Source organism: Streptomyces flaveolus (genome assembly GCF_000716535.1).
Lineage (GTDB): Bacteria > Actinomycetota > Actinomycetes > Streptomycetales > Streptomycetaceae > Streptomyces > Streptomyces flaveolus_A.
This window is the reverse complement of the sequence record NZ_JNWV01000023.1, coordinates 147,469-165,580: the sequence shown is the minus strand read 5'-3', so window position 1 is coordinate 165,580 and position 18,112 is coordinate 147,469. Positions and strand designations below refer to the sequence as shown.

Below are 18,112 nucleotides of genomic sequence, written 5' to 3'. Positions count from 1 at the left end.
CCGGGAGCCGTCCGTCCGTCAGCGCCGACCTGGCTGCGGCCCGTGAAGGCCGGGGGCCAACCGTCTGCGACTGGCTGCTCGAGATCTTCGCGGACCGCCCCCCGGGACCTTGCGGCTCCGGTGACGGCCGCCGCCCGCCGCCGCCCCGGACTCCCGAGCCTCCTGGATCGCGGCCGCGTGGGTGGGCGAGACGGCGACGCCGAGGTCCCGTACCCGTCCGAAGACGGCTCGGCTGCCGAGCCGACCGCACCGCCAACACCGAGCACGCGGCGCATTGCCGCAGGAGTCCCAGGACACGGCTTGATCGCGAACCTCCTTGCGGACAGACTGCCCACCATGCGATCAAGAGGCATGGCCATCGAGCCGCGGATCGAGAAGCGGCGATGAACGCCGGCCTGCCCTTCTTCCGCTACCACCCGGACCCCCTCGCCAGCGGCTCCATCCGCGCGGCCGCCGATACGTGCGCCTGCTGCGAGCGAAGCACCGGCTGGATCTACACGGCGACCTTCTACACCGCCCAGGAAATCGAAGGACGTTTCTGCCCATGGTGCATCGCGGACGGGAGCGCGGCTGAACGCTTCGAGGGTGAATTCGCCGACTCCTACGGACTCGACGGTGTCAGCGAGGACGTCCTGTACGAGGTGACCCGTCGCACCCCTGGCTTCCACGCCTGGCAGGATCCGCACTGGCTCGTCCACTGCCAGGACGCGGCCGCCTTCCTGGGCGAAGTCGGATACACCGAGTTGGCGGCCCACCCCGAAGCCCTCGACCAGGTGCGGGCAGACATGCGCATCGCCGGCCGGCACGATGAAGACCAGCTCGAGTACTTCCTGACGCATCTGGGCGAGGGGGCGACCGCCATGCTCTTCCGGTGCACCGTCTGCGCCACTCACCTCGCCTATGCGGACGCGTCCTGAGACTGGGGGCGCCGACGCCACACCGGTCGCCGCGCCGCGGACCGTGTGAAATTCGGGGACAGGGCGTCAGCGGTGTGGTTACGATGCCGGAGATGAAGAACTTCTCCTCGTACGGATTGGGGGAATCGTACGTGCAAGGTGAGTGCTGATGGCACATCACTTCGCGAACGACATCCCGTCCCGCCTGTTGATGTGGCAACGCGTGCGTGAGTACGCCGTGCCACCGTCCATGATCGAGACCGCGACCGCGCGTCGTGAGGTCGGTGACTGGTCGGGGGCCTGCGCCGCCGCCCGCATCGACATCGATCTCGATCTGCGCGCCGTGCGCAAGCGCCACGGCACCGATGTCGCCACTCTGCTCCGTGCGGACCTGCGCCGGCTGGCGCCGGATCTGCTCCGCTGGCACATGCCCCGGATCGCGCCCGACGGGCGGCTCCGGCCCGGCCTCACCATCTCCCTGGCCCGTTACGGCGGTTCGGGCGGCCCACCGCTGCAACTGGTGGTGCGCACACCACCGACCAGCGCGGACGCCGGCCAGCGCATGTCGCTGGCCCTGTGGGAGGGACCAGGACGCAGTGTGCCGGGGCACCACCCGCACCCCCATTCCGACCGGCGTCACCGCCTCGACCTGCACCGGCACCTCTGGGACTCCGGACGAAGCGGCGAACTCGCGCGGCGATGCGGGGCGGACGCGGCACCGCCGATGGTGCCGGTCGACCGCTCCGACGGCTCCCGCCGTCCAGCCCTTCCGGATCCTCCAGGTCACCTGGACCACGCGGATCACCCAGATCACCCGGATCCTGTGGAGCGGGCCGCCGCAGATGCCTCGTGGGCGGTCTCCCGCTGGGCCGCCGAGGCGGAGCTGCTGTTGCGGGCCGAGGGACGCCCTCGCGGCGCCTTCACCGTGCGGCTCGGTGCGCGCAGCCGTGCCGTCCTCGAACTCGTCGCGCCCGACGACAGCCATGCCCCGACGTTCAGACCCCTGCCCCGCGAGGAGTTGCCGCCGCAGCAGGTCGCCGCGCTCCCGGTGCTGCCGGAGGCGGCGGCCCGGATCCTGCCCGATCTGGAGCTGCTGCGGGCCGGGCTCGTCGCGGCCGATCGCCTGCATCCGCTCGTCGCCGCGGCACTGGCGGAGCCGAGCCCGGCGGCAGCGGCCGGACCGGCCCCCGAGCCCCATGATCCGCACCGGGTGCGGTGCCGGGGCGAGGTCCACCGGATCGCGCTGCGGGACGGGGTGCTGACGGCGATCGATCACGATCCGGCCGAACTACGGCGGGAGGAACTGCTGGTGGCGCTCGGGGGGCCGGCGCTGCCCTGCGTCCGGGCCATCGACGCGGTGCACCGCAGCCCGGAGGCACTGCCCGCCGTCCGGGAGCGGCTCCTCCACGGTGACGTCATCGGCGCGCTGGCCGTGGTCGAGGGACTCCTCGGCCCCGGCGCCCTCCTGCCCGACGGGCCGCTCCGGCGGGAACTGGAGTCGGCCGCGACCCGACGCATCGACCACGGTCTCTTCCGCTCGGGCCTGGTCGCCGTGCACCCCGCTGCCCGCGCCGCAGGAGGCGGGAGCGCCTCGGACGCGGCACACGCCGACGCGAGTCACCGTCCCCGGCTGGATCGCCGTACCCCGCACTCCATGGTCCGCAAGCGGAGCAGCCGGGCCCGGCCACGCACCGGCCTCGCGGGCTGACCACCCCTTCCGCCCAACTCGCCCACCAGCGCCACGCGTTAGGCGCCGCATGCCCTCACGACATCCGGACGGGCCGTCCCGTTCCCTCATCCCACCCAGGTGATGCCCATGACCTCCAGCACCCTCCCGCGGACCGCGGTCCCTGCCGTCGGCGCGCCCGCACCCCTCCCCGCCGGACCGTCCGACACCCGCACCCAACTCGCCCTCGCCGACCACCTCCTGGCCGCCCTGCGGAACACCACCACCGAGCCCCGCCCCGATGAGCAGCTCGAAGCACTCACCCTGGCCGTCGCGGCCGACCTGCCCGTACTGCTCTGGGGCGAACCGGGCATCGGCAAGACCGCCGCCCTGACACAGCTCGCCGGCTCCCTCGGCCTGCCGCTGACCACCGTGATCGCCAGCGTCCACGAGCCGTCCGACTTCTCCGGGCTGCCCATCGTGGGCGACGACCCGGCGGCACAGGGCGTGCCGATGGCGCCGCCGCAGTGGGCCGTGGAGCTGGTGCGGGCCGGCCGGGGGCTGCTCTTCCTGGACGAACTCTCCACCGCCACCCCCGCCGTCCAGGCCGCACTGCTCCGGGTCGTCCTCGAACGGAAGGTGGGTGCCCTCCAACTACCGCGGGGCGTAAGGATCGTGGCCGCCGCCAACCCGCGCGCTTCCGCGGCGGACGGGTGGGAACTGAGCCCGCCGCTCGCCAACCGGTTCGTCCATCTGCACTGGGTGCACGACCCGGAGGTGGTGGTGCGCGGGCTGGGCGGGGTCTGGCCCCGGGCGGAGCTGCCCCGGCTGGCGCCCGAGCGGCTGCCGGAAGCGGTGGCCCACGCCCGGCGCGCGGTCTGCGGCTTCCTGCGAGCCCGGCCGACGCTGATCCACCGGCTGCCGAGTACGGAGACACGACGCGGCGGCGCCTGGCCCTCGCCCCGCAGCTGGGACGCCGCGCTGACCCTGCTGGCGTTCGGCACGGCGGCCTCCGTCTCCCGGGAGGTGCTGGCGTTGCTGGTGCGGGGCGCGGTGGGGGACGGCCCAGGGCTCGAACTCCTCGCCCACCTGGACCGGATGGACCTGCCGGACCCGGAGTCGCTGCTGGCCGATCCCGCCTCCGCCGAACTGCCCGTGCGGGGCGATCTGCGGCAGGCGACGCTGGAGGCGGTGGTGGCCGCCGTCGGAGCGCGCCCCGAGCGGCGGCGGTGGGAGGCGGGCTGGGCGGTACTGGTCCGGGCACTGGAGACCGGCGCCCCGGACCTGCTGGTGGCCCCGGCGACGACACTGGCGGCGCTGCGGCGCGACGACTGGGAGGTGCCCGCGGCGGTGGAACGGCTGGCCGGGGTGATCGGCCTCGCCCGACGGGCGGAGCAGTCGGTGGGACGGGCCACGGCGGCCGGCGCCGGGCGTACGACGGGGCCGCGCCGATGACGGAGCCCGCGAAGCGCCCGAGGCCGCTGCCACACCCCATGCGCCCGCTCGCGCGGCCGGCACGCCCGGTATGGGCCACGGCACCGAGGCCGACCGCCTCCGGTGGGTCGTACGACCGTCCCGGCCTGCGGCTGGACCAGGAGAAGTTGCTGGCCGCCCGGCTGCACGCGGTGAAGGTCCGCCCCTACCTGGCCGCCGCCCTCTTCGCGCTGCACGTGGTGGAGGACCGCTCGGTGCCGACGATGGCGGTGGACGCGCACTGGCGCTGCTACGTCTCACCCGGCTTCGTGGCGCGCACCCCGGTGGAGGAGCTGGCGGGCGTCTGGGTGCACGAGGTCTCCCACCTGCTCCGCGACCACCACGCGCGGGGCGAGCGGTACGCGCGGGAGCACGAGAAGCACGGTCCCGGCGAACGAAGCGGGACGGGGGGTTCCTCGACCGGGGGTCGGGGGAGGCTACGGCGCAACATCGCCGCCGACTTCGAGATCAACGACGACATCTACGGCGACGGCCTGCCCCGGCCTGCCGGAGCGGTACGCCCGTCCATGCTGCGGCTGCCCGACGGTCTCCTCATGGAGGAGTACCTGCGCACGGCGTCCCTGTCCGGCCTCACCGCGGACCTGGCCTGGCTGGACTGCGGCAGCGGCGCCGACGGACAGGCCCGGCCGTGGGAGCTGGGACCCGACGGGGCACACGGGCTGAGCAGGCAACAGCGGGACGCGGTCCGCTTCCGGGTCGCCGAGGGCATCAAAGGCCGGCCCGGCCACGCGCCGGAGGGGTGGCGCCGGTGGGCCGAGGAGGTGTTCCATCCCCCGCAGCCCTGGCGGCAGTTGCTCGGAGCGGCGGTCCGCTCGGCGGCGGGCGCGCCCGGCACGGGCGAGGACCACAGCTACCGGCGTCCGTCCCGGCGCTCGGCCGGCGTCCCCGGAGTACTGCTGCCGAGCCTGCGCCGCAAGCCGCCCCGGGTCTGCGTGGTGATCGACACGTCCGCGTCGGTGAGCGACGCCGAACTGGGCAGCGCGCTGCTGGAGGTCGCGGCGATCTCGCGGGCGGTGGGCGGACGGCGCGACCTGGTCTCGGTGATCTCCTGCGACGCGGCGGCCGGGATCGCCGTCCCCCTCTGCCGCGCCGAGAACATCGCACTGGTCGGCGGCGGCGGAACCGATCTGCGCTCCGGCTTCACCCGGGCGCTGCGCTCCCGGCCAGGCCCGGACGTCATCGTCGCCCTCACGGACGGACAGACCCCGTGGCCCTCGGCCCAGCCGCCCTGTCGCACCGTCGTCGGGCTCTTCCCACGCCCCGCCCACGCCGTGAACGAGGCAGACCCCGACTATGTCCCGGACACCCCACCGCCCTGGGCACGGGTCGTGACGATCGGCTGAGACGGAGACCGGCAACGGGCGCCGCAAGGGGCCTGGGTACGACGTCCTCCCGGCCCCCTCCGGTCCGGGCCGCGCCCGGAGGTCACATACGGGGATCCAGAAGCTTCTCGGGCGTGATCGGCAGGTCCCGCACGCGCCGCCCCGTCGCGTCGAACACCGCGTTGGCCACCGCCGCCGCGATGCCGGTGGCGGACAGCTCCCCGATCCCCTTGGCGCCGAGCGGCCCGGCGTGCGGGTCGAACTCGTCGACGAAGGACATGTCGATGTGGGGTGGGATGTCTGCGTTCACGGGCAGCGGCACCCCGGCGAGGTCCTGGGACAGCCAGCGCCCCAGGTGCGGCTCGAAGTGGCTGGCCTCCATCGCGGCCATGCCCCACCCCCACACCAGGCCGCCGATCAGCTGCGAGCGCGCGGTGCGCTCGTTGACGACCGCGCCGACGCTGTAGACGCCCGTCGCGCGGCGCAGCCGCAGCAGCCCGAGGTCCGGGTCGACGCCGACCTCCACGAACATGGCGCCGAACGTGCGGGACGAGACACCCGGCGCGCCCGCGTCGGCGGACGCGCCACCGGGCAGGACCATCTCCCCGTCGCCGACCACCTCGTCGAGCCGCGCCGCGCCCAGGATGTCGCCGTACGGCCGGCGCCGGCCGCGCCAGGTCAGGGCGCCGGAGTCGGCGCGCACCTCCTCGGCCGGCCAGGACAGCACGTCGGCGAGCCGGCGCAGCACGTCGCGGGCGGCCAGGTGCACCGCGGTGCCCATGGCGAGTGTCGTCCCCGAGCCGTAGGTGGGGCCCGCGTAGGGCAGGTCGGTGTCGCCGGACACCCCCTCGACGGCACCGATGTCGATGCCCAGGGTCTCGGCCGCGATCTGCGGGAAGATCGTGGTGGAACCCGCGCCGATGTCGGTGTACCCGGCCTCGACGGTCGCGGTGCCGTCGGCCCGCAGCCTGACCCGGGCCCGCGAGGTGAACCTGAACTGGCCCTGGGTGCAGTCGGCCATGCCGCAGCCGATGAGCCGGTGTCCGTCCCGGGTGCCTCCCTTGGGCCGCTCCCACCAGCCGAACCGCCGTGCCCCCTCCTCGTAGGCCTCCCTGAGCTTCTTCGAGGACCAGGGCGTGCCGTCGGCGGGATCGTTCTCCGCGTAGTTGGTGAGGCGGAGCGTCAGCGGGTCCACGGACAGGGCGTGGGCCAGCTCGTCCATGGCGGAACCGAGCGCCCAGGTGCCGGGGCCGTCGATGGGGGAGCGCATGAACGACGACAGGTTGACGTTGCCGCGCCGCACCCGCTGGCTCGTGGAGATGTTCGGGGAGGCGTACAGCGCCTTGGAGGGCACCGACCCGAACTCCACGTAGTCGTCGGTGACCGCCGTGACGTTGTCGACCTCGTGGACGATGGCCCGCAACGCGCCGCGCTCGTCCGTGCCCAGGGACACGCGGTGCTCCATCAGCGGCTGGTAGCCGACGATGCTGTACATGTCCTGGCGGGTGAGGACCAGCTTCACCGGACGGCCGACGGCCTTGGCGGCCATGGCGGCGAGGATCTCGTGCGGCCAGACGAACGCCTTCGTGCCGAAGCCCCCGCCGGTGTGCGGGGCGATCACCCGTACCCTGTCGGCCGGGATGCCGAAGGCGGCGGCCAGGGTGTCCCGCACCGCGTACACGTGCTGCACCGAGTCGTGGACGGTGAGCCGGCCGTCGTGCCACTCGGCGACGATCGCGCTCGGTTCCATGGGGTTGCCGTGCCGCGACGGCTGTGTGTAGGTGCCCGCCACGCGTACGGGCGCGGACGCGAGGGCGCCGGCCGCGTCCCCCTTGCGGAACTCCAGGTCGCTGAGCATGCCGTAACCGCTCTCCGGCGACGGCGGGACGCCCGCGGCCGTGTCCGGGTCGACGAAGGGCTCCCGCTCGTACGACACCCGCACGCGCGTCGCGGCACCCTCGGCCGCCTCCAGGGACTCGGCCAGGACCATGGCCACCGGCTGGCCGAAGTAGTGCACGACCTCCGACTGCATGGGCAGGAAACGGGTCGCCAGCGGAGGGCTCGGCAGCTCCGCGAACGCCTTGTCCACGGCCGGCAGCTCGGTCAGCACACGCACCACGCCCGGCTCACGCCGCGCCTCCTCGACGTCGTAGCCGCTGACCCGGCCGGCGGGGACCGTCGCACCGACCAGGACCGCGTGGAGCTGCTCGGCGACGTTGTGATCGGCCGCGTACACCGCCGCTCCGGTGACCTTGGCGGGGCCGTCCTGCCTGGTCACGCCACGCATTCCAGTCATCACGCCTCCAGGGCCAGTTCGAGGGCACGCAGTGCCGTGTTGCGGGCGAGCGGGATCTTGTACGCGTTCGAGGAGAGGGCGCGGCCGGCCGCGAAGCCCGAGGTGACGGCGTCCCGTACGCCCGGGCTGCCGGGGCGCAGACCCACCAGTGCCCGCTCCGCGTCGTACAGGCGCCAGGGCCGCAGCGCCACGGAACCGAGGGCCAGGCGCGCGCGGGAGATCAGGCCGTCCCGTACCTCGACGGCGGCGGCGGCGGAGACGAGCGCGAACTCGTAGCTCTCCCGCTCGCGCACCTTCACGTACGCGGATCCCGGCGCGGGCGCCCCCAGCTCGATGCCGGTGATCAGCTCACCGGGGCGCAGCACGTTGTGCGCGGCCGGGTCCTCGGCGGGCAGGGTGTGGAACCGCGTCGCCGGGATCCTGCGACCGCCGTCGGCGTGCTCGGTGACGATCTCCGCGTCGAGGCAGGCGAGGGCGACGGCCGGGTCCGAGGGCTGTACGGCCACGCAGTCCTCGGTCCAGCCGAAGATGGCCAGCCGCTCGTTGGCCCCGTGCAGGGCCGCGCAGCCGGAGCCGGGGACGCGTTTGTTGCAGGCGACCGGATCCTGCGAGCGGAAGTAGGGGCAGCGGGTGCGCTGCACCGGGTTGCCGCCGATGGTGGCCAGGTTCCGCAACTGCGCCGAGGCCGCCTTCAGGATCGACTGGGACAGCACGGGGTACGACGCCTCGACGCGTGGGTCCTGGGCCACGTCGTTGAGCCGGGCGAGCGCGCCGATGCGCAGGCCGTCACCGCGTGACGTGATCTCGTGGAGGCCGGGCAGCCGGCCGATGTCGACCAGGCGGTCCGGCGCCTCGATGCCGATCCGTGCCCAGTTCAGCAGTTCGGTGCCGCCGGCGAGGAACATGGTGCCGGCGGCGCGCCCGCTGTCCAGGGCGTCGGTGACGGACTCGGCTCGGGCATAGGTGAACGGGCGCATGTCACCGCTCCTTCCCGGCGGCGGCCTCGACGGCGGCGGCGATCTGCGGGTACGCGGAACACCGGCAGATGTTCCCGCTCATCCATTCGCGGATCTCGTCGTTCGAGCCGGTGTGTCCCTCCCGGATACAGCCGAGGGCCGACATGATCTGGCCGGGCGTGCAGAACCCGCACTGGAAGGCGTCCGCCTCGATGAAGGCCTGCTGGACAGGGTGCAGTTCGCCGTCCCGGGCGAGCCCTTCGACCGTCGTCACCTCGCCGCCCTCGGCGCTCGCGGCCAGCACCATGCAGGCGTTGACCCGGCGCCCGTCGAGATGGACCGTGCAGGCACCGCACTCGCCCCGGTTGCATCCCTTCTTCGTTCCGGTCAGCCGCAGCCGCTCGCGGAGGAGGTCGAGAAGGGTCGTACGCACATCGCACGTCACCTGGGTCGTCGTCCCGTTGACCCGCAAGGTCACTGTCGTCTCTGGGATGAGGCTCTCGTCCGGCATGGCATCGCTCCTGGGAAGGCCGGCAGATCGTGGAAAGGCGGTGGTCGGACCGGGTGAGCGGTCACCTCCCTGCACCGCACCTGCTGCCCGTGCGAGCGTCGGCGCCCGTGGGGGCAGCGCATGAAGTCAAGCCTCACGCGGCCGTCGGCCGCTGACAACCGTCATGTGACGGGGGGAGCCGACGGCGGTGGCGCGGAGCCGGACGCGGTGAGCGCCCGCAGTACGCCCTCGACGCTCTCGCGCCGCCCGAAGACGGCGAGCGCGGCGTACTGCGGGTCACGGGCGTGCGTGCTCCGCACCGCCCGCGCCGGATCTCCGTACCCGGGGCACTCGCAGATGCCGAGCTCGCCCCGGACCGCCGCTGCCCGCAGCGCGACCAGGCCGGCCTGTGAGGTGGGCAGGACGGCGACTCGCGACCTCAGCGTTCCCGCGTGCGCCCAGGGCCCGGTGTCCGGGAGGTCGAGTCCCCGCACGCCGGACATCCGCGCCCCGGCGGCCAGGCTCACCACGGCGGCGGCGTTCACCCGCTCTTCGGGGCCCAGCTCCTCGTGGACGGCTATGACCATGTGCTCGACGGGCAGCGGCCCGCGACGACGGTAGGGACGTTCGCCGACCGGAGTACTGGTGGCCACATAGATCGTCATCGTGCTCTCCGTGCGCCTGAAGGGTCCGTCCAGCCTGCCCGGCGGCCTGCGGCGAGGGGAGCGGCGAAACCGAAACGTCCGGCGGCCCGACCTTGTGCATTCCACAGGGGCCTGGGGACCTGGTTGTCGGCGAGCAGGCCTACACCTCGAGCGGGCGGACTTCCTGCGGTACGGGTGGCTGGACGTCCTCAAGCAACGTGCGGCATGCCGCTGACGGCCAGTCGGCGGCTCACGGCTCCGGGCGGCGCGGCAGGTTCAGGCCGACCATGCTGGCGCTCAGGCCGGCCCACGTCCGCACGTCCCAGCCGGTCAGTTCCTGCCACCGGTCCAGCCGGTACCGGACGGTGTTGGGATGGATGTGCAGCGCACGCCCGGTGCCGGTGAGCGAGAACCCGTGTGCCGCGAACGCGCGGATCGTCTCCGCGAGGTCGGGATGTTCCCGGGCCGCCGCTCCGCCCGGGCCGAGCAGCGCCGCGAGCCGGCCGGTCTGCGGCCGGACGATCGCGGTCAGCCAGTCCTCCTCGAAGCTCGCCACGCCCGTGCCCCCGGCGGGGAGCACCTCCCTCGCGTCCAGGAGGCTCACGCCCGCTCCGGTCAGCCCCTCCCGGGCCAGGCCGACCCCCACCGGCGCGTGCGGGCGGAGGCCGTGCAGCGCGTCGAGGAAATCGCCGGCCGGCACACCCTGGAGGATCCCGACCAGCACGTTGTCCCGGTGGGCGCACAGCACCACCCCACGGTGGCGACGCATCCGCTTCCCCAGCGCCGTCGCGTCCTCCTCCGACCACGCCTCCCCGGGCGAGCAGACGGCCTGGAACGTGCCCGAGGGGTCGAAGCCGAGCGCCTGCGCCAGGTGCGCGTGCTCCGCCGTGGGCGGCCCGCCCGCCGTCAGCGCGCCCAGGAACCGGTGCGTGAGGGCGAGCCGGGCGGCGTCCTCCGCGCGTACGGTCTCCCCGTACGCGTCCGCCGCCGCGCTGCTCGCCTGCTCGATCCACATCCACACCGTCCCGACCAGCCCGGCCAGTTCGGAGCGCATGGCCTGGTCCTGGGGGCCGGCCCGGTGCAGCAGGATGTTCCACATCTCGCGGTAGCCGACGTGGTAGGCGCTGACCACGGACTCCAGCGCCAGCCCCTGCTGCGCCCGGCGGCGCCCGAGTTGCCGCGCCCGCCGGCTCTCCTCGGGCGACGGTGGCCGCCGCGTGATCAGCCCGGTGAGCAGCCCCTCGTACTGCAGGGTCACCGCCTGCTCGTGCTCGGCGCGCCCCACCACCGCGTAACCCGGGATCTCACGGCGGATGCGGTCCACGATGCCCGGCACCAAGGCGTGGAGATCGTCCCTCACCGCGCGGCACAGGGCGGCGACCGTCTCGCCGTTCCGCCCGGGTGAATGCGCTGACACCTGATACGACCCCTTCGCCGGACCGCCTTCGTGTCACCAGGTTAGGCGTGCCCTTCGTGTTTTCCACAGTTTTCCCATCGGGGACTTCTCCGATCGCTCTCTGTGAGGGCCACGCCCGCGCGACCATGCTGGAGCCCATGAGCACGTTCGAGCCACCCCCGACCGTCACGGTCGCGGAGTACCTGCTGCACCGCCTCGCCGCCCTGCGCGTGAACCACCTCTTCGGTGTGCCCGGCGACTACAACCTCGCGATTCTCGACACCGTCCTCGCCTCTTCCGAGGTCGAGTGGGTGGGTACCGCCAACGAACTCGGCGCCGCGTACGCCGCCGACGGCTACGCCCGCACCCGGGGATTCGGCGCCCTGCTGACCACCTTCGGCGTCGGGGAGCTGAGCGCGGTCAACGGGATCGCCGGCAGCTATGCCGAGCGGGTGCCCTTGGTGCACATCACAGTGAGCCCGCCCCAGGCGGCGGAGCGGACCGGGGCCGTCCTCCACCACACCGCGGCCGACGGCGAATACGACCGCTTCGCCCGCGCCCACGTCCCCGTGGTCTGCGCGTCGGCCGTCCTCCGCCCGCCGACCGCGGCCCGTGAGATCGACCGGGTGCTCACCACCGCTCTGCGGGACAGCCGCCCCGGCTACCTGCGCCTGCCCTCGGACGTCGCGGCCGCGCCGGTCGGGGCTCCGGTGGGAGCGCTCGGGAGGCCGGCCGAGGTGAACGAGGAGAGCCGGACCGCCTTCCGCGCCGCGGCCGAGGCCCGGATCGCGCGATCCCGGAGCGTCGCGGTGCTCACCGACTTCCTGGCCGACCGGTTCCGCGCGCAGGACGCCCTGGCGGCGCTGATCAACGCGGCCGACCTGCCCTGGGCGGCCCTGGCGTCGGGCAAGACCGTGCTCCCGGAGGACACCCCGGGCTTCGCGGGCGTGTACTGCGGGGCGCTCGCCGTACCGGAGGCGCGTGCCGCCGTCGAGGGCGCGGACCTGTTGATACGGGTGGGCGTGGTCCTGGCGGACACGACGACCGGCGGCTTCACCCACGGCTTCGACCCCGGAGCCGGGATCGACGTCGCGCCGTACTCCGCGACCGTGGACGGCAAGACCTTCGACGGGCTGCCCATGGCCGCCACGCTCGACGTACTCACCGACCTCTTCGCACACCGGCCCGGTGGCGTCCGGCGGTCATCGCGCCCCGCGCCCTCCGCGGTGCCCCGGACGCCGGCCGACCCGGCGGGACCGCTGACCCAGGCACACCTGTGGCGGGCCCTGGCCTCCTGGACGCGCCCGGACACCACCGTGGTGGCGGAGCAGGGCACCTCGTTCTTCGGCATGTGCACCGAACGCCTGCCCGGCGGGGCGAAGTTCATCGCCCAGCCGCTGTGGGGCTCGATCGGCTACACGCTGCCCGCACTGCTCGGCGCCCAGCTCGCCGACCCCACCCGGCGCGGCCTGCTGCTGATCGGCGACGGCTCGGCCCAGATGACCATCCAGGAACTGGGCACCCTCGCCCGGCAGCGCCTCACCCCCGTGATCGTTCTGGTCAACAACGACGGCTACACCGTCGAGCGGGCGATCCACGGGCCGCGCGCCGCCTACCACGACATCGCCGCCTGGGACTGGCAGGCGGTGCCCGCCGCGCTCGGCGTCCCCGACGCACTGGCTCTGCGGGCGGCCACGCCCGCCGAACTCGCCACCGCTCTGGAGGCGGCCGAGCGCACCACCGACCGCATGGTCTTCATCGAAGTCCGCACCGGCCTGGACGACACGCCCGAACTGCTGCACCGGCTCGCCGACAACGTGCGGGCCCGAAACGGAGGAGAAGCATGACCCGGACCTTTGAGCCCGCCCAGGCCCCCGAGCGTTCGCGAGCCCCCGAGCCCGTCGAGAGGCTCGTCATCGTCGTCGACCAGGACCTGCCGCTCGGCCATCTGGCCAACGCGGTGGCCGTGGCCGGACTCATCGTCGGCGCGACCATGCCGCACCTGCTCGGTGCCGAACTGAAGGACGCCGACGGCCGGACGCACACCGGCACCTACACGACCGGCCTGCCCGTCCTGCGCGCCGACCGCGAGGAACTCGGCCGGATCTGCGCCCGCGCCGTCGAGCGCGGCCTGGGGCTGTGCGAGTTCCCGGCGGTCGCCCAGACGACCAACAGCTACGACGAACTCACCGAACTGGTCGCCGCGCTGCCCACCGAGAAGCTGGAGCGGGCCGCCATCGCGGTCTACGGCACCCGGAAGACCGTCAACAGCCTCACGGGCAGCTTGCCGTTGCTGCGCTGAGCGACGCGGGCCGGCCGGGGGGCGTCACTCGGCCGGCTGGGGGAGAGGCGTGTCAGTCGCCCGGCATCAGCCGCCCGGCCAGTGCCTCGACCGAGGCGACGACGGCCGCGCGGTGCCGCTTGAGCCGGGCCGTCTCGTCGTCGTCGGTGGGGTTGCGGATGGCGGGGGGCGTGAAGAGCCATGCCTGGGCGGCGGCGAGGGCGATCATGAGGGCGTCCATGCCGGTTTCCAGGTCGGTGCCGTGGGCGTCGGCGACGGCCTGGGCCTTGCTGAGATGTGCCTCCAGCTCGGCCGTCGATGCCTCGGGCCGCTCCAGCGTCTTCCACTGGGTGAGCCGGATGAGGTCCGGGTCGGCCACGAAGGCGTCGAAGAGAGCACCGGCGTAGGCCGCGAGGTCGTCCGGCGTGAAGGGGACGACGTCGGCCAGGACGCGGACGCGGGCTTCCAGGACGGCGTCGAAGAGGGCGTCCTTGGACCCGAAGTAGGCGTAGATGGCCTGCTTGTTGGCGGGCGCGTTCTTGGCGATGCGTTCGACGCGTGCTCCGGCGAGTCCATGTGCGACGAACTCCTCGTGCGCGGCCTCCAGCAGCCGGGCACGCGTCGCGGAAGAGTCATAGCCCATGGCAGCAGCCTAAAATACAAACGTCTGGATAGAAAAAGGCATCCTCTTGTGCCAGGCCGGTCCGGCAAGCAAGGGCGACGACCGTGCCGGCCGTATGGCGCGAGCGAGCGGGTCCGGCCGTATGGCGCGAGCGACCGTGTCCGGCCGTATGGCGCGAGCGACCGCCCCACGGCCGGCCGTGAGGAGGGTCAGTCCCCCACGGTCACGACGACCTTGCCGCGGGTGCCGCCCGCGGCCAGCACCCGCTGGGCGTCGGCGGCGCGTTCCAGAGGAAACGTGGCGCCCACCCGCACGCGCAGCTTGCCGGTGTCGGCCAGCTCGGCCACGGCCTCGAGATCGTCGCCGTCGAGCCGGCAGAAGACCGGGATGACGCCCGGCAGCCCGGTCTCCGCGACAGAGGCGACACGGCCACCCGGCCGGACGGTGCCCGCGGCCGACACCAGCGTCCCGCCTCCGGCCGTGTCCAGGACGGCGTCCGCACCGGCGGGCACCAGGTCGAGGACGCGCTGGGCGACCCCGTCCCCGTAGGCGACCGGGAGGACGCCGAGGGACCGCAGGTGGTCGTGGTCACGCGGCGAGGCGGTCCCGACGACCTGGGCGCCGCGTGCGCGGCCCATCTGGGCGGCGAGCGAGCCGACGCCGCCGGCCGCGCCGTGCACGAGCAGCGTCTCACCCGGCCGGACGCGCAAGGCGCGCACCACGGCCCGGTGGGCGGTGAGGCCGGCGAGGGGCAGCCCGGCGGCCTCGGCGAAGCTCATGGTGCGGGGCTTGCGCACCAGCGTGCGCACATCGGCCGAGACCAGCTCGGCCAGTCCGCCGTGCGCGCGCTGCACGTCACCGCGGACGTACCCGATGACCTCGTCACCGGGGGAGAACTCGGTGGCGGCGGGCCCGGCGTCCTCCACCACCCCGGCCACGTCCCAGCCGGGGATCACGGGGAAGTAGGTGTCGACGGCACCGTCCAGCGCACCGCGCTGCAGTGCCAGGTCGGCCGGGTTGAGCGCCGCCGCCCGCACCCGGACCAGCACGGAGTCGACATGAGTCCTGGGCCGCGGAAGCTCCGCGAGTTCCAGTACTTCGGGGCCGCCGTACCTGCGGTAGACCATGGCCTTCACGGTCACACCCCCGGAACTGCCATCGGCATGTCCAGCAGGACGTCGTGGCGTACGATCTTCCACTCCCCGTCGATCCGGCGCAGATCGGTGTCGTAGTAGCCCGACTCGTACGGCTCCACGGTGCCCTGAGCGCCGGGGGCGCCCTCCGGCCGGCCGGTCTCCGGACGGCGCCCGGCACGCACCCGGAACACGATGAACTGCGCGTTCAGGTGGGCGCGGTCACCGTCGACCTCGATGATGTGGTCCGAGGTCGTGTGGTGGCTGAAGCCGCCCTCCGGGTGCGGTTCCATGAAGTGCGTGACCGCGTACTCCACCGCCGCACCACCGATCAGGGGCTCGCCGAACGGCTCGTGGCTGCCCGGGCCGGTCCTGGTGTGGACCCGCACGATCGCGTCGTGTGTGAAGAGGGCGCCCTGGGCCTTCCCGTCGCGCGCGTCCGTGGCGCGGACGTAACGGGCGAGCACCTCCTGCACTTCGCGTTCCTCGCTCATGATTCGGCTCTCCTGATGTTCTGGTCGTGTTCTGCGTGATCTGACGCGTGCCGCGGCATCGCGCGGCACGGAATCCGGGAGGCCGGCCCGGTCGGACCGCGCCCCCGCACACTCAGTCGACCAGAGGGTGGGGCCAGGAGCCATGACCAATGTGACATGGGCCGATACCCTGAAAGCATGGATCGACTGGAGACCCGGGAACTGGTGTACTTCGCGGCCGTGGCCGACCAGCTCCACTTCGGCCGCGCAGCGGAGGACCTGGGCATCACCCAGCCGGTGCTCTCCCGCGCCGTAGCCCGTCTGGAGCGGCGGATGGGCGTCCGTCTCCTGAACCGCACGAGCCGGAAGGTGGAGCTGACGGACGCGGGCCGCACCTTCCGCGACGAGTGCCGGAGCCTACTGCGCCGGCTCGACCTGGCGGTCCGGCGCACCCAGCGGTCCGCGGGCGCGCCCCGCCTCGTCATCGCCGTGCGCCCCGGAACGGGCAGCGGCTTGCTCGCGCAGGTGCTGCACCGCCATTCCGGGCCCGAACCCGAGCTGGTCTTCACGCACGACCCGGCCGGCGCGGTCCGCGACGGGGCCGCGGATGCCGCCCTGCTCTGCGTCGGCAGCGACGACCTGGCCGGGCTGCGGGGCGTCGAGGTGGGGGAGGAGAACCCGGTCGCGCTGCTGCGACACGACCACGCGCTGGCCGGCCGCGCCGCCGTCACCGTCACCGACGTCCAGGGCGAGCCGGGCTACCGCTCGCACTGCCCCGAGGTGGGGCTCGACGAGCTGATGGACCGGGTCGCGCTGGGTCGCCTCGTCACCGTGGTCGGCTCGGCGGTGGTGGACCGCATGCCGAGCACGGTGGCCGCCGTGCCGGTCACCGACCTGCCGCCCACCACGCTCGCCCTCTGCTGGTCCCCGACGACCGCTGCTCCTGGCCTGCCGGCCCTGGCGGACAGCCTGGCGGCAGGGGCGTCGCCCGTGCGCTCGGTGCCGTCGTAGGGCGTACGGCGGGAGTCCCCGGCGGGCATGGCTCCCCGCGCCGCACCCGGTTCGCCGGCCGGTACCTGGTGGAACCGTCGGCCCCCTCGGTCCGGTCAAGCGGTTGCTTCGAGGGATCCGTGCCGGCACGAGGGCCACGGCGATCAGCTGTCGCACCGTCAGCGTCCCGCCGAGCGCGAGGAAGCCGATGAGCGCGCCGACCGCCGGGCCCAGTGCGAGCAGCACCCCGAAGGCGCGCGTGTCGATGCGTCGCAGCAGGGTCATGTCGAGTGAGTAGGGATCACCGCGGACAGCACGGCCACACCGCATCCCGGGCCCGCGAGCGGTGCGGCCTCGCCCTCGTCGACACCTCGCGCGACGGCCGGCGCCGCTACCGCACGGTGCGCTACGCCCACAACGACGCGGTGGCCCGGCACCGCAGGCGGGCCACCGGCGCGTGAGGCCACGCCCGGCATCAGCCCTCCGAGGAGGGTTCTCCTGTGTGGTCCTCAGCGCTGCGGCGGCTGTTCCCCGGTCCGCGGCCCGCCAAGGGTCTCCGTCGCGGCCTCGGCGAAGTCGTGGACGAGGGGGGAGCGGCGGGACGCCACCCATGCCAGGGCCACCTCGTTGGGGCCGATGTCCTCCACGGGCAGCGGCACCACATCCGGGCGGGTGTAGAAGTTGGCGGTGGACAACGGGAGCACGCAGATGCCCGCACCGGAGGCCACCAGTTCCAGCTTCTCCTCCACCTGGTGGATCGTGGGCACCTCGTGGCGCCGCCGCTCACGCAACTCCAGTGCCACGTCACGCCATTCGGGTACGGCGTCCGGGTCCTGGAGCAGATGCTCGGGGGCGAGGTCGTGGACGGTCACCGACGCCCTGTCCGCCAGCCGGTGCCCCGCCGGCAGCATGACGACCCGGGGCTCCCGGAACAGCGGCCGCACCTGAAGGTCCCGCTGGTCGATGGGCAGCCGTACGACGCCGATGTCCGCCCGGCCGTCCAGCAGCACCTCCACCTGGTTGTCCCAACTGGTGCGCAGCAGACGCACGCTGACGCCGGGGCGGCGGGTGGAGAAGAGGGCCGTGGCCGGGGTGACCGTGATGCCGGGCATGAACCCGATGGTCAGCGTGGGCGTGCCCCGCGCCGCCGTCTTCACCCGTCGGAGCAGCGCCTCGGCCGAGGCGAGCAGCGGAACGGCGTCCTCCAGCAACTGCTCCCCGGCCGGTGTGAGCAGCGTGCCGCGCCGGTCCCGTGCGAAGACCTCGGTGCCCAGCTCGTCCTCCAGGCTCCGGATCTGCCGGGACAGCACCGGCTGGGCGATGTGCAGCCGCTCGGCCGCGCGTCCGAAGTGGAGTTCCTCGGCCACTGCCACGAAATACCGAAGCTTCCGCAGGTCAAGATCCACCCGGACTCACCGCTCACTCTCTGCGAGGCGACCACCCGGCTGGGCGG

At 73.7% G+C, this 18,112-nt stretch carries 17 protein-coding genes; 8 read left to right on the top strand and 9 right to left on the bottom strand.

Going from position 1 to position 18,112, the window contains the following annotated elements; translation table 11 throughout:
* Positions 1-383 precede the first annotated feature (383 nt).
* From OO52_RS25395 to OO52_RS25380, 4 genes are all read left to right on the top strand, one after another.
* Positions 384-917 (top strand): CbrC family protein, encoded by a 534-nt coding sequence (locus OO52_RS25395; protein ID WP_030646152.1) that lies wholly within the window; start codon positions 384-386, stop codon positions 915-917.
* Between the two features lie 148 nt (positions 918-1,065).
* On the top strand, positions 1,066-2,604 hold the full coding sequence (locus OO52_RS25390) for a hypothetical protein (RefSeq protein WP_030646151.1): 1,539 nt from the start codon (positions 1,066-1,068) through the stop codon (positions 2,602-2,604).
* 108 nt (positions 2,605-2,712) lie between these two features.
* Complete coding sequence (locus OO52_RS25385; RefSeq protein ID WP_030646150.1) at positions 2,713-4,017, top strand: AAA family ATPase; 1,305 nt, start codon at positions 2,713-2,715, stop codon at positions 4,015-4,017.
* 38 nt (positions 4,018-4,055) lie between these two features.
* Complete coding sequence (locus OO52_RS25380) at positions 4,056-5,399, top strand: vWA domain-containing protein (protein ID WP_051818512.1); 1,344 nt, start codon at positions 4,056-4,058, stop codon at positions 5,397-5,399.
* Between the two features lie 82 nt (positions 5,400-5,481).
* Here OO52_RS25380 and OO52_RS25375 read toward each other — a convergent pair whose 3' ends face one another.
* The 5 genes from OO52_RS25375 to OO52_RS54020 all read right to left on the bottom strand — a co-directional run bounded on the left by OO52_RS25375 (position 5,482) and on the right by OO52_RS54020 (position 11,181).
* On the bottom strand, positions 5,482-7,656 hold the full coding sequence (locus tag OO52_RS25375) for a xanthine dehydrogenase family protein molybdopterin-binding subunit (RefSeq protein WP_199819957.1): 2,175 nt from the start codon (positions 7,654-7,656) through the stop codon (positions 5,482-5,484).
* A gap of 17 nt (positions 7,657-7,673) precedes the next feature.
* Positions 7,674-8,651: an FAD binding domain-containing protein gene (locus OO52_RS25370; protein WP_030646147.1), complete on the bottom strand. Its 978-nt coding sequence runs from the start codon at positions 8,649-8,651 to the stop codon at positions 7,674-7,676.
* Position 8,652: 1 nt separating this feature from the next.
* Entirely contained in the window at positions 8,653-9,141 is a 489-nt protein-coding gene (locus tag OO52_RS25365; RefSeq protein ID WP_078629991.1) for a (2Fe-2S)-binding protein, read from the bottom strand.
* 161 nt (positions 9,142-9,302) lie between these two features.
* On the bottom strand, positions 9,303-9,785 hold the full coding sequence (locus tag OO52_RS25360; RefSeq protein WP_030646145.1) for a DUF2000 family protein: 483 nt from the start codon (positions 9,783-9,785) through the stop codon (positions 9,303-9,305).
* 229 nt (positions 9,786-10,014) lie between these two features.
* Positions 10,015-11,181: a PucR family transcriptional regulator gene (locus tag OO52_RS54020; protein WP_279616788.1), complete on the bottom strand. Its 1,167-nt coding sequence runs from the start codon at positions 11,179-11,181 to the stop codon at positions 10,015-10,017.
* Between the two features lie 137 nt (positions 11,182-11,318).
* Here OO52_RS54020 and OO52_RS25350 point away from each other — a divergent pair, with 137 nt between their 5' ends.
* Entirely contained in the window at positions 11,319-13,007 is a 1,689-nt protein-coding gene (locus OO52_RS25350) for an alpha-keto acid decarboxylase family protein (RefSeq protein ID WP_030646143.1), read from the top strand.
* A complete protein-coding gene (locus tag OO52_RS25345; protein ID WP_048910661.1) occupies positions 13,004-13,462 on the top strand; it encodes a DUF2000 domain-containing protein in 459 nt (152 codons plus the stop codon). The genes OO52_RS25350 and OO52_RS25345 overlap by 4 nt, the downstream gene beginning before the upstream one ends.
* Before the next feature lie 52 nt (positions 13,463-13,514).
* Here OO52_RS25345 and OO52_RS25340 read toward each other — a convergent pair whose 3' ends face one another.
* From OO52_RS25340 to OO52_RS25330, 3 genes are all read right to left on the bottom strand, one after another.
* Positions 13,515-14,084 carry a TetR family transcriptional regulator gene (locus tag OO52_RS25340; protein ID WP_030646140.1) on the bottom strand — a complete coding sequence of 190 codons (570 nt, stop codon included), beginning with the start codon at positions 14,082-14,084 and terminating at the stop codon, positions 13,515-13,517.
* Positions 14,085-14,272: 188 nt separating this feature from the next.
* Positions 14,273-15,199, bottom strand: coding sequence for an NADP-dependent oxidoreductase (locus OO52_RS25335; protein WP_030646138.1), 927 nt, complete (start codon positions 15,197-15,199; stop codon positions 14,273-14,275).
* Between the two features lie 2 nt (positions 15,200-15,201).
* The gene (locus tag OO52_RS25330) at positions 15,202-15,690 is read right to left on the bottom strand and encodes a nuclear transport factor 2 family protein (RefSeq protein ID WP_030646137.1); all 489 of its coding nucleotides are present in this window, start codon (positions 15,688-15,690) and stop codon (positions 15,202-15,204) included.
* 177 nt (positions 15,691-15,867) lie between these two features.
* Here OO52_RS25330 and OO52_RS25325 point away from each other — a divergent pair, with 177 nt between their 5' ends.
* Positions 15,868-16,680, top strand: coding sequence for a LysR family transcriptional regulator (locus tag OO52_RS25325; RefSeq protein ID WP_030646135.1), 813 nt, complete (start codon positions 15,868-15,870; stop codon positions 16,678-16,680).
* A gap of 269 nt (positions 16,681-16,949) precedes the next feature.
* On the top strand, positions 16,950-17,120 hold the full coding sequence (locus tag OO52_RS50990) for a CGNR zinc finger domain-containing protein (protein WP_234339689.1): 171 nt from the start codon (positions 16,950-16,952) through the stop codon (positions 17,118-17,120).
* 48 nt (positions 17,121-17,168) lie between these two features.
* Here the strand turns inward: OO52_RS50990 and OO52_RS25320 are convergent, their stop codons facing one another.
* Positions 17,169-18,065 (bottom strand): LysR family transcriptional regulator, encoded by an 897-nt coding sequence (locus tag OO52_RS25320; protein ID WP_030646133.1) that lies wholly within the window; start codon positions 18,063-18,065, stop codon positions 17,169-17,171.
* Positions 18,066-18,112: the final 47 nt, after the last annotated feature.

What these genes read in the sequence shown, in the direction of transcription:
- OO52_RS25395 (WP_030646152.1), top strand. Translation starts at nt 384, where the DNA reads ATGAACGCCGGCCTGCCCTTCTTCCGCTACCACCCGGACCCCCTCGCC.
- OO52_RS25390 (WP_030646151.1), top strand. Translation starts at nt 1,066, where the DNA reads ATGGCACATCACTTCGCGAACGACATCCCGTCCCGCCTGTTGATGTGG.
- OO52_RS25385 (WP_030646150.1), top strand. Translation starts at nt 2,713, where the DNA reads ATGACCTCCAGCACCCTCCCGCGGACCGCGGTCCCTGCCGTCGGCGCG.
- OO52_RS25380 (WP_051818512.1), top strand. Translation starts at nt 4,056, where the DNA reads ATGCGCCCGCTCGCGCGGCCGGCACGCCCGGTATGGGCCACGGCACCG.
- OO52_RS25370 (WP_030646147.1), bottom strand. Translation starts at nt 8,651, where the DNA reads ATGCGCCCGTTCACCTATGCCCGAGCCGAGTCCGTCACCGACGCCCTG.
- OO52_RS25365 (WP_078629991.1), bottom strand. Translation starts at nt 9,141, where the DNA reads ATGCCGGACGAGAGCCTCATCCCAGAGACGACAGTGACCTTGCGGGTC.
- OO52_RS25360 (WP_030646145.1), bottom strand. Translation starts at nt 9,785, where the DNA reads ATGACGATCTATGTGGCCACCAGTACTCCGGTCGGCGAACGTCCCTAC.
- OO52_RS25350 (WP_030646143.1), top strand. Translation starts at nt 11,319, where the DNA reads ATGAGCACGTTCGAGCCACCCCCGACCGTCACGGTCGCGGAGTACCTG.
- OO52_RS25345 (WP_048910661.1), top strand. Translation starts at nt 13,004, where the DNA reads ATGACCCGGACCTTTGAGCCCGCCCAGGCCCCCGAGCGTTCGCGAGCC.
- OO52_RS25340 (WP_030646140.1), bottom strand. Translation starts at nt 14,084, where the DNA reads ATGGGCTATGACTCTTCCGCGACGCGTGCCCGGCTGCTGGAGGCCGCG.
- OO52_RS25330 (WP_030646137.1), bottom strand. Translation starts at nt 15,690, where the DNA reads ATGAGCGAGGAACGCGAAGTGCAGGAGGTGCTCGCCCGTTACGTCCGC.
- OO52_RS25325 (WP_030646135.1), top strand. Translation starts at nt 15,868, where the DNA reads ATGGATCGACTGGAGACCCGGGAACTGGTGTACTTCGCGGCCGTGGCC.